The following is a 9,385-nucleotide window of genomic DNA, read 5'->3' on the forward strand; positions in this document are numbered from 1 at the left end:
GTTTGATTTCTTTGTTGTCTGCCGTCTTCTGTTTGGTTTCACCCCAGTCTACCTGAAGTTGTTTACCCATTGGTTGTTCAGGAACTGCTTCGTATTGACGTACAATGACCTTTTTCTCAATCTGATAGACTTCGCGAATCTCTTTCACATAAGACCTCACCGTACTTCCACCGACCGATAGGTCTGGATATCTCTCCAAAAGCCAATCATGAATTTGAGCACTACTCAGGTGAGGATACTCTTCTAGCCATGCAAGTATCCAGTCTTTATAGGAATCTAGTTTTTTCTTCTTTCCCGAAGGCTGTTCAGTGTAAGCTTTTGCCTCATCAAACGTCATTTCTAAATACTTATAGACAGTTGGTCTTGAGATCTTAAGCTCCTTAGCGATTTGTGTTACTTTAAATTTTCTTTTACTTAGTTCATGAATCTTTACATATAACACTAATTTCTCCTCCAAAACCCCTACCTCCAGTAAAATAACGTCAATTCCTATTTTACTAAAGTAGTAGGTTGATTGAGCAAAAGTGTAAAATCTTATCAAGCAATAACTGTCAACTTTATTCTAGCGTTTACACCAAATCACTGAAAATCATAAATTTGATAGAAACGACATATCTAAATATTTAGGTATGTTACAAACAAATAAAGATCAGGGTATCCTGCTTACAGATAGTTTTGAGAGTGATTATTGGTGTATTGTTGATTTTACGGGAATGCGTAGGTATTTAAAGTTCGATATTGACCTATATCCAGAATTAAAGGTTGCTTTAAAATTTTTTTTATTAATATTAATAGATACTAAATTTTCCATAAACCATATTCAATCAATTAATACAAATGTTAAACAAGCAATTGTAGTTTCTGGTGGATTTAAGAAAAAAATGTAGATGCCTATGAAGAATATGCTATGTCAAAAACAATGAATAGCCGTTATAGATTTAATGATTATACTAGTAAATTTCTTTCATTTATAGAGCATACTTATCGTGATTTATATGACTTAAAGATTAAAAATATGGATTCGAAAAATAGAGATTTACCTAACTATGAAGTAATCATTGAATTTCATTATTTTATGATGGAATTTGAAAATCAAGCAACCCCACTTCAGAAATCAAAGTATTTTCCTATAATATTATGGTGGAAGGTTACAGGTATTATTCCAATGAGACCTAAAGAATTTTGTTTACTTGAATGGGATTGTTGCTACGAGCAAGGTGGTTATTACTTTTTAAAAGTTCCAAGAAGTAAACAAGAGGCAAAATCCTATAGTGAAATAAGCGTGACTAATGTTATACGTATAAATAAAAATATTTATGACTCCATTCAAGAGTATAAGCAAACAGTTCCTCCTGAATTAATTGGAAACTACTTACTTTCATTTCGGATACAGTCACGTTTCTTTCAAGCTGATAGCACAACTAAAAGGGAGGATATGTACCATCCAGATACGTTATATTGGCCCTTGATGTCCTTATACAAAGAAATCATTGGTTGGAATAAAACTGATTTCTATCGCTTTGTTAAAAGAAATGAAAAAGGTGAAATCATTAAGATTTTCCGTAATTATATAACACCTGCTGATACACGACATTTTTCGATGTGTAATATGATGTTACAGGGGGTTAATCCATTAACTATTGCTAAAATGGCAGGACACACACGATTAGGTACTCAACGAAATTATTGGGGACATTTGGAATATTATTTCAACAAAAGCCAGAATTCATAGGCTTGAGAAAAGTTTAGGAAAGGGAATATTTGGTGTAAAAGATAAAATTAATGAATCACGAATCTATAAACCGGAGGATTTTCCTCTCCGAAAAGAGGTAAAACATGGATATTGCAAATTTGGGGCTTTTGACAATTGTGCTGGTGAATGTAGATATTGTGATGACTTTTTTTATTACCCAAAAAACCCTGATGAGGGATTGAAGTGGTTATTGTCCGGTTCGGATCATTTAGAACAGCAATTAGAAACAGAATTAAAGTCTCTATTAAATCTTTATAAAAATATGAAATTTAATTTTGCCACAGAATCCTATTCAATGCTAGATCATGAACAGATATTAAGCAAGGCAAATCTTATTAATCGCCTAATACGGCAAAAAGCTATGGTTGATTCTTTGCTGCCGGAAGATAGGAGGTTATTGAATAGTATTATGAAAACAGAGTCTTATAGCGATGAAGAGTTAAAAAAATTACTATTGGAATACTCAAATAAACATACTGGTTCTATCACATATTTAGGGTTGCAAAAGGAAACAGGAATTAGTCGAAAAACTTGGAAAAGGCGCATGGAAGAAACTATTGAAACCCTAAATAGAAAGGTAATTACCAGTCATAATAATGTAGGTTTCGATGAAATACCATATCCGAATTTTGATTTAATAATAGATCGATTTTTAAACGATGAAAGAGGTTTAAGAGATGCTTTATATCATATTAAAGAAGTATTTATTAAAAATATTGAAGAAAACAATAAGCTTTCTGATCAACTAATGAAAAAAGACAAAAAAATTGATGAACTAACACAAAAAATAGAAAAGATAAAACATGAATTGAACGAAAAGAAACAGGAGGTTAAAAATTACGAAAAGATAATTATTGAGAGTACCAATCCAAGTGTAAGAAGAAGAAAAGGAATTAGTAGTAATCTTATTAAAATGAGTGAGCATAGAAAAGAGTCTGCTGCTTCGTTAGAATTGGAAGACGAATTTCCAGAACTGTTCGGGGATTTGGATGATGAAAGTTAAGAACAATTAAATCTGTATACTCCGATCTGCATTTATTTGAATGTTAGTATAATAATGTATCAATAGAGTACTCTATTGATACAAGTATAGAAGACTGATAAAATCATAGTTAAGAGTGTCTCATAAGACTTGTCTCAAAAACGAGGTGAAATTTTGCAGAAAATCGGTTATGTACGCGTCAGTTCGACTAGCCAAAATCCTTCAAGACAATTTCGGCAATTGAACGAAATTGGAATGGATATTATTTATGAAGAAAAAATTTCAGGAGCCACAAAAGATCGTGAACAACTTCAAAAAATGTTAGAGGATTTACAGGAAGGTGACATTATTTATGTTACAGATTTAACTCGGATCACTCGAAGTACGCAAGATTTATTTGAATTGATTGATTTAATACGAAATAAAAAGGCAAGCTTAAAATCACTTAAGGATACATGGCTAGATTTATCAGAAGATAATCCATATAGCCAATTCTTAATTACGGTAATGGCTGGTGTTAACCAATTAGAGCGAGACCTTATTCGTATGCGTCAGCGTGAAGGAATTGAGCTCGCAAAGAAAGAAGGGAAGTTTAAAGGACGGTTAATCACGCAGGAATGAATTATGCAGTAAAGCTATATAAAGAAGGAAATATGACTGTAAATCAAATTTGTGAAATTACAAATGTATCTAGAGCTTCTTTATATAGAAAGCTATCGGAAGGAAAAAAATAAGCATTCATTACTTATATTAAAAATTTCCGGGGATTGTGAAACAACGTACCTAACCAAGCAGGCTATTTCTATAAGGAAGTATCAATATTTGTTTATCTAACTAGGCACGATCATCAAAGGGTTCCGAGTACATTATAACGGAGATATACGCTAAACTCAGATTTAAAGCAAGGCTGTATTTTCCGAGAACACTTTATAAAAAACAACCTTAATCAATCACAAACGAAGGTTGTTTTTATAAAGTCATGGTCTAATTAAAACAATTGCTGTCCCAAGAGCATACTTGAGACTGAAAAGGCACCAGCAGGTGGTAAAACATTAGTATATATGGGAGGTCCCAAACGGGTTGTAAAGGTTGTAGCAATCCAATTTCCGTATTCACCAGCCAGCAAAGAGGGAGGTTTCATTATAAACCGTCCACTTAAAACGAAATGCCGAATGCTTATAGCGATCTCATCAAATATTGTCAAGTTGCCAAAAAAGGAGGCATATGGTGAATCGAAACTTATTTGTTTAGCGCTTTCGTCCCAATACCCATTAATCGGAATAGGTATACCACGAAAATTAACTGTACCTACTACTTTGTTGTCTACAATGGAATCAATGGTAAGTATACCTCTAATAATGGATCTCCCCGCAATAGAAGCATCAATCCCCCATACGGATGGAAAGGGGATACTAACTTTGGCTGTCTTTGGAATTTTCAAAATTAACCTCTCCTTGATTATTTTATGTATGGATTGAGTTGTATTTAATCATAATCCTGTAGTAATGATACAGTATATGCACAGAGAATCACTTATGTGTTTTGTTAAGAAAGAAGTATCAATAATCAATCAGCCTACTGTCTAGATGAACAAGAGTTTGCCTGACCCACGAAAAATATGGAACATTAATTGCTGCTGCTCATACATATGGTCTCGCATTTGGAAAATTTCGCAATCCTATCAATCGAATCCAGAAATAAGTTCTTCATTTATATAAAACAGAGAGACAGATTAATGGGGAAATTAAGTATGGTGATATGTATCAATTCAACAAGGAATTGGTCCAGCAAGGTCGCTTCCGTACCTCAGCCGGAGAAGACTTTTGGAGAAAGAAAGACAGGCTTGGAAGAATGATGATAGATAAAGCCAATAATGTCTTTACTTCTAGACCGTCCACTTTAGAATTTCCGAATGGCAATATACCAAACCTTGCTGATATCGTTAATAAACATTACGATGATAAAGAAACATTAATTAGGGAATTAATTGTGATTGAACGTAAATTCTATAAGAATATTGAACGGAGAAAAAACTTGGAACTAAAACTCACAGAAAGTGAGGGAAAAGTTCAAGAATACAAAAGCAAACTTTCCGATTTAGAAAGTCGGTTTGAATACCTTCAAGATTTATTATTTAAATTATTGAGATATAGTTCAGTAAAGGTGTTCCCTTAGTTAATCATCTAGGAACAAGTCATAAACAGACAACCATTGTTAAAAAATCATTGGAAAATATCTTTAGTAATCCCTCAGATTTTTACAATTGGCACGAAACAAAGCTTGAAACATCTGAAAAAATAAAGGATAACGTAATTCCATTAAAAAAAGAAAAAACTTTAGCAGATGAATTTTCGGATATCTTTTAACTTAAGGGAGGGGCTGTATGATAAGCCCCTTTTTGATACGTCTTATCATGCACAATTCTTATTGAATTGCGCCCAAATTTTAAGATTTGATTTAAATGGAGTATTAAAAAGATAAGTATATTATCCCCTTAAAATAGGGGTCACTTTCTCAATGGCTTCTTGTAATTTTTCACTATTTATTCTATACATTTGTTTGGCCTCCTTTGATTCAGTTCCAAGAGTAAACAGTTCTAAATCGGCTTGACATTTTTTTAAAGTTGAAAGAATTAAAGGTCTTTCTTGAGGGGATGCAACTTGCAACTTATCATCAAAAAGATCAACCGTTAATTCCCCAAAAGAATTAATTTGTCCAAGAAATACATTTTCAACCGTAACTCCTAATTTTTCTAACTCCGTATGTAACCATGCACGACTTCGTCCGATTGTAGCTAGTGGTTCATCCATTATGACACCATCCATTATGACAGTCTGAGGTTCTTTGATCGAAGGAACGGATAAGTTTAAATCCTTTGCTGTTAAAGGTTGATTCTCTTTCTTTAGCATAACGGATAAATCACCGGTTGGTTCTAATATGGCAAATTCAACATCAGCCACTTGAAAAACATCCTTTTTTCGAAGCAATTCCAATAACTCATCCGTTGTATATCGTTCCTTCTTTAAATTATCTTCCATGATTTTTCCGTCTTTAATAAATACTGATCCTTTTCCTTCTATAAAATCACGGAACTTTTTACTTTTTAAAGCAATAAGACCAACTATATATGGTATAGCTGCCATTACTAGAATGGCTAACCCTCCTATAATGATACTATGTCTTACTTCAAGTATAATGATTGCTGCAATTCCTCCTATTGTAATACCTGTTACATATTCAAAGAAGGAAAGTTGAGATAGTTGCTTTTTGCCTAAAAATTTTGTGATAAAAAACAGAACAATCATAAACAAAATGACTCGAGAAATAACATTTAGCCAAAGAGGCATTAGTAGACCCTCCAATCTAAAATCCTTTATATTGAAATTCTTCCTGTTCTAATTCTCCAACTCGTTTTTTTTAATCTGTTACTACCTCATGTATAACCATCATGCTTTCATGTAGTTTGCGTTTCGATTCATTATCTAGAGTTCGTAATGCTAATCTTGAGAGACTAGCTTCTATACCTTTTAAGCTGGCAAAACACTATTTAACATCTGATCCTACTGTCATCCTAGCTCTCCTTTATCCTTTTGGTTTAAAAATTAAGGCTCCCAGCATTCCAAAAACAATGGCAGCTGAAATGCCTGAACTTGTTACTTCAAACATTCCTGTCAGTACACCGACTAACCCATGTGTTTCGGCTTCTTGCATCGCACCATGTACGAGGGAATTACCAAAGCTGGTTATGGGAACTGTGGCTCCTGCACCTGCAAAATCAATTAATGGTTCATATAAACCAAAACCATCTAAAATAGCACCTACTACTACAAGAGCACTTAATGTATGTCCAGGTGTAAGTTTGAAAACATCAAACATAATTTGCCCAACGACACAAATTAAACCACCTACAGTAAAAGCCCAAAAATAGGTCATATTGATTGTTCACCCCCATACTCAATCGACACTGCATGGGCGATACAAGGGATCGATTCGTTTTGCTGAAAAGAAAGTGGCGATAATAAAGCACCTGTTGCTACGACTAACATTCTTTTAAATTCTCCTTTTTTCATACGGTTTAGTAGATGACCATAAACGACTGTTGCTGAACAGCCTGCACCACTTGCCCCTGCTAAAACAGGTTGCCCTTCTCTATAAATCATAAAACCGCAATCTTGGTATTGTTCTTCACGAATAGGTATTCCATGCTTTTTAAATAGATCCATGGAAACTTCTTGTCCAATTTGCCCAAGGTCTCCTGATACAATTAAATCGTAATATGATGGTTCAACATTTCTTTCCTTTAAATGGGCTTCAATGGTATCAACCGCAGCTGGCGCCATCGCTCCTCCCATATTAAATGGATCTGTCAGACCCATATCAATGACACGGCCAATTGTCGCAGAGGTGACGCGTGGTCCTTCCCCAGAATAACTTAAAAGAGCCACACCAGCATCAGTAACCGTCCATTGTGCAGTAGGAGGTTTTTGACCGCCGTATTCAGTTGGATAACGAAATTGTTTTTCAACAGCTATATCATGACTAGATGCACCAGTTAATAAATACTTAGCTCCTTTTGTATTAACAATATAAGCACCCAGAGCCAGTCCTTCCATTGAGGTAGAGCAGGCACCGAATAAACCAAAATAAGGTGCTCCAATGGTTCGGCATGCAAAATTTGTTGGGGTAATTTGATTAATTAGATCCCCATCTAGAATAAATTGAACTTGATCCTTTTGGATTCCTCCTTTTTTTTCCATTGCTTTTTGACAGGCCTCTTCAAAAAGAACTTTATGTGCTTTTTCATAGGAATCTTGTCCAAGCCATAAATCAGCATGAAGAGTATCAAAGTCATCCTGGATAGCACCATTGGCTTCAAATGGTCCGCCGACGGTTCCGGTTGAGATAATGACAGGCTTTTGTTCGAAGATCCATGTACGATGACCTGTGAGCATTATAAACCACCCCACTGGATTAAAATGGTTTTGATAAGAGCAATGACAAAGGCAGAAAAAACACCAAATAAAATAACCGAACCTGCTAACTTAAATATGTTTCCACCTACACCCAGTACTAACCCTTCGCTTCGATGTTCAATGGCAGGTGATATGACTGCATTCCCAAAACCAGTTACGGGTACAGCTGTTCCAGCACCTCCAAATTGAGCCATTCGATCATATACACCAAAACCAGTAAGAAGCATGGTAATAAAAATTAACGTACCTACCGTTGGATTTCCAGCCGTTTTCTTAGTAAAGTTAAAAAAATAAATGTAAAAGTCTGAAATAAGCTGGCCAATCAGACAAATTAGTCCACCGGTTAAAAAGGCCTTTATGCAGTTTTTAGCAACTGGTCTTTTAATTTCTCGTCATTTTTGCAATTTTTGGTATTCCTGTTGAACAGGAGTGAGTTGTTTCTTTTGATTGTTAGACATAACTTGAACCTTCCTCTTTAAGTTTGTTCCTTCAAAAGACTTTTCAGTTTGTTTAGATCCTTTTTTAAGTTCTTCTTATTCGCATCGTTTTTTTCAGTCCCTGTTCTATTTTTTCGAGTTCCCAGAACATTTTTTTATCACTCGAAACAAATACTTTATGATCTGGATACGTTTTTTCCAAGTCAGATTTTACTGACTTCTCGATACTTTTTAATCGGAAACGATTAAAGTTTTCGACTTTTATTGCTACTGAAAGCTCCTTATCTATATTCACGGCCTTTACATTCGAAATCTCTTGGTTGGTGATATTCTCTTCTTTAGCATAGAATGCTAAATAAAACCTTTTTTATTCATATTATTATTTTAGAAATAAATATTCAGGAATTTAAATATGAAATATTTTAATGAGTTTGGTAAAGATACATTTTGAAAGAAAAATCGGGGGATAGTAGTCATAAGAAAGTAGAAAAAAGTAAAAGGAGAATATGAAGAATGTACAAGAATTACAGAGAATTTATTTTCGGACCAAAACCACGAGCTAGACAAAAGAATTTTTATGAAAATTTAGAAAGGAGTTTTAAAAATCCTATTATACATAAGGAAATTCATGGCGATAAAGTGTATGTTCCCTTGGATTTAAGTAAGATTTGGGACAGGGTACATTAATATTAATATCAATTATTTATAAAGGAATTTCATTCAGTTATTAGAGGCAAGAAACATTACCAGCATATTCAAACACTTGAATGTAAATATTAGATTCGGAAGCGATATTTATTTTCCTTCCAAATACTCGATCGAGGAAGTGTTTGAATTTGAATTACTTGATGAATCTTTTTAATATAGGTAGTAGGCCAAACAGAAGAAATAACAGAGGAATTTTAAGGGCCACTTTGATTGGTTTAGGATTTAGCTCAGCTGCTGTTTTTGGATTAAGAAGAAATGGTAACACAAATATACTGGCTCCTATCCAAAACATGGCTAATAATGTTCGAAATAATGGTCAAATGAAAAGAATGGCTACAGCCGTAACAGAGTTTTCGAAGGAATTAGTACCTAATCAAATTCAAGGCAAGAACAAATAATTTTCCTTTTGGGTTTGTCAAGAAAAGTGTGTAAGTTATTCTAGATACTTCTTTACACGATTCTTCAGGTGGGCATGAATTAACAGTTGATTCATGACCATAGCCCATTGTTGGATATGTCCGCCTTCCCATTT

9 protein-coding genes and 3 pseudogenes are annotated in these 9,385 nt (G+C 34.1%); 5 read left to right on the forward strand and 7 right to left on the reverse strand.

Features of this window, described 5'->3' with window-relative positions:
* Nucleotides 1–442 (reverse strand): transposase (locus tag PZE06_RS24660; protein WP_275792079.1); only part of this gene is annotated, 442 nt, incomplete at its 3' end.
* A gap of 465 nt (nucleotides 443–907) precedes the next feature.
* Here PZE06_RS24660 and PZE06_RS24665 point away from each other — a divergent pair.
* From PZE06_RS24665 to PZE06_RS24675, 3 genes and pseudogenes are all read left to right on the forward strand, one after another.
* Complete coding sequence (locus PZE06_RS24665) at nucleotides 908–1,732, forward strand: site-specific integrase (protein WP_150917563.1); 825 nt, start codon at nucleotides 908–910, stop codon at nucleotides 1,730–1,732.
* 199 nt (nucleotides 1,733–1,931) lie between these two features.
* Entirely contained in the window at nucleotides 1,932–2,756 is an 825-nt protein-coding gene (locus PZE06_RS24670) for a hypothetical protein (protein WP_150917566.1), read from the forward strand.
* A gap of 153 nt (nucleotides 2,757–2,909) precedes the next feature.
* Nucleotides 2,910–3,469: pseudogene (locus tag PZE06_RS24675) on the forward strand (recombinase family protein).
* A 254-nt stretch (nucleotides 3,470–3,723) separates the two neighbouring features.
* Here the strand turns inward: PZE06_RS24675 and PZE06_RS24680 are convergent.
* Nucleotides 3,724–4,176, reverse strand: coding sequence for a hypothetical protein (locus PZE06_RS24680; protein WP_035198846.1), 453 nt, complete (start codon nucleotides 4,174–4,176; stop codon nucleotides 3,724–3,726).
* 317 nt (nucleotides 4,177–4,493) lie between these two features.
* Between PZE06_RS24680 and PZE06_RS24685 the strand changes: the two genes are divergently transcribed.
* The gene (locus tag PZE06_RS24685; RefSeq protein ID WP_150917569.1) at nucleotides 4,494–4,910 is read left to right on the forward strand and encodes a hypothetical protein; all 417 of its coding nucleotides are present in this window, start codon (nucleotides 4,494–4,496) and stop codon (nucleotides 4,908–4,910) included.
* Nucleotides 4,911–5,221: 311 nt separating this feature from the next.
* On the opposite strand, the gene PZE06_RS24690 is transcribed toward PZE06_RS24685, so the two are convergent.
* The 5 genes and pseudogenes from PZE06_RS24690 to spoVAC form a co-directional block, all read right to left on the reverse strand.
* A complete protein-coding gene (locus PZE06_RS24690) occupies nucleotides 5,222–6,082 on the reverse strand; it encodes a DUF421 domain-containing protein (RefSeq protein ID WP_150917572.1) in 861 nt (286 codons plus the stop codon).
* Nucleotides 6,083–6,155: 73 nt separating this feature from the next.
* Nucleotides 6,156–6,305: pseudogene (locus PZE06_RS24695) on the reverse strand (DUF1657 domain-containing protein); the annotation flags it as partial.
* A gap of 12 nt (nucleotides 6,306–6,317) precedes the next feature.
* Nucleotides 6,318–6,668: a stage V sporulation protein AE gene (spoVAE, locus tag PZE06_RS24700; protein ID WP_150917575.1), complete on the reverse strand. Its 351-nt coding sequence runs from the start codon at nucleotides 6,666–6,668 to the stop codon at nucleotides 6,318–6,320.
* On the reverse strand, nucleotides 6,665–7,687 hold the full coding sequence (gene spoVAD, locus PZE06_RS24705; protein WP_150917578.1) for a stage V sporulation protein AD: 1,023 nt from the start codon (nucleotides 7,685–7,687) through the stop codon (nucleotides 6,665–6,667). The genes spoVAE and spoVAD overlap by 4 nt, the downstream gene beginning before the upstream one ends.
* Nucleotides 7,687–8,166, reverse strand: a pseudogene (spoVAC, locus tag PZE06_RS24710) (stage V sporulation protein AC). The gene spoVAD and the pseudogene spoVAC overlap by 1 nt, the downstream one beginning before the upstream one ends.
* A gap of 815 nt (nucleotides 8,167–8,981) precedes the next feature.
* Between spoVAC and PZE06_RS24715 the strand changes: the two are divergent.
* Nucleotides 8,982–9,251, forward strand: coding sequence for a hypothetical protein (locus PZE06_RS24715; RefSeq protein ID WP_225310827.1), 270 nt, complete (start codon nucleotides 8,982–8,984; stop codon nucleotides 9,249–9,251).
* Nucleotides 9,252–9,385 lie beyond the last annotated feature (134 nt).

Origin of the sequence: Robertmurraya sp. DFI.2.37 (assembly GCF_029211245.1) — a bacterium.
GTDB classification, from domain to species: domain Bacteria; phylum Bacillota; class Bacilli; order Bacillales; family Cytobacillaceae; genus Robertmurraya; species Robertmurraya methanolica_A.

Coding starts and splice junctions, on each gene's coding strand:
- PZE06_RS24685 (WP_150917569.1), top strand. CDS start 4,494: ATGTATCAATTCAACAAGGAATTGGTCCAGCAAGGTCGCTTCCGTACC.
- PZE06_RS24690 (WP_150917572.1), bottom strand. CDS start 6,082: ATGCCTCTTTGGCTAAATGTTATTTCTCGAGTCATTTTGTTTATGATT.
- spoVAE (WP_150917575.1), bottom strand. CDS start 6,668: ATGACCTATTTTTGGGCTTTTACTGTAGGTGGTTTAATTTGTGTCGTT.
- spoVAD (WP_150917578.1), bottom strand. CDS start 7,687: ATGCTCACAGGTCATCGTACATGGATCTTCGAACAAAAGCCTGTCATT.
- PZE06_RS24665 (WP_150917563.1), top strand. CDS start 908: ATGTCAAAAACAATGAATAGCCGTTATAGATTTAATGATTATACTAGT.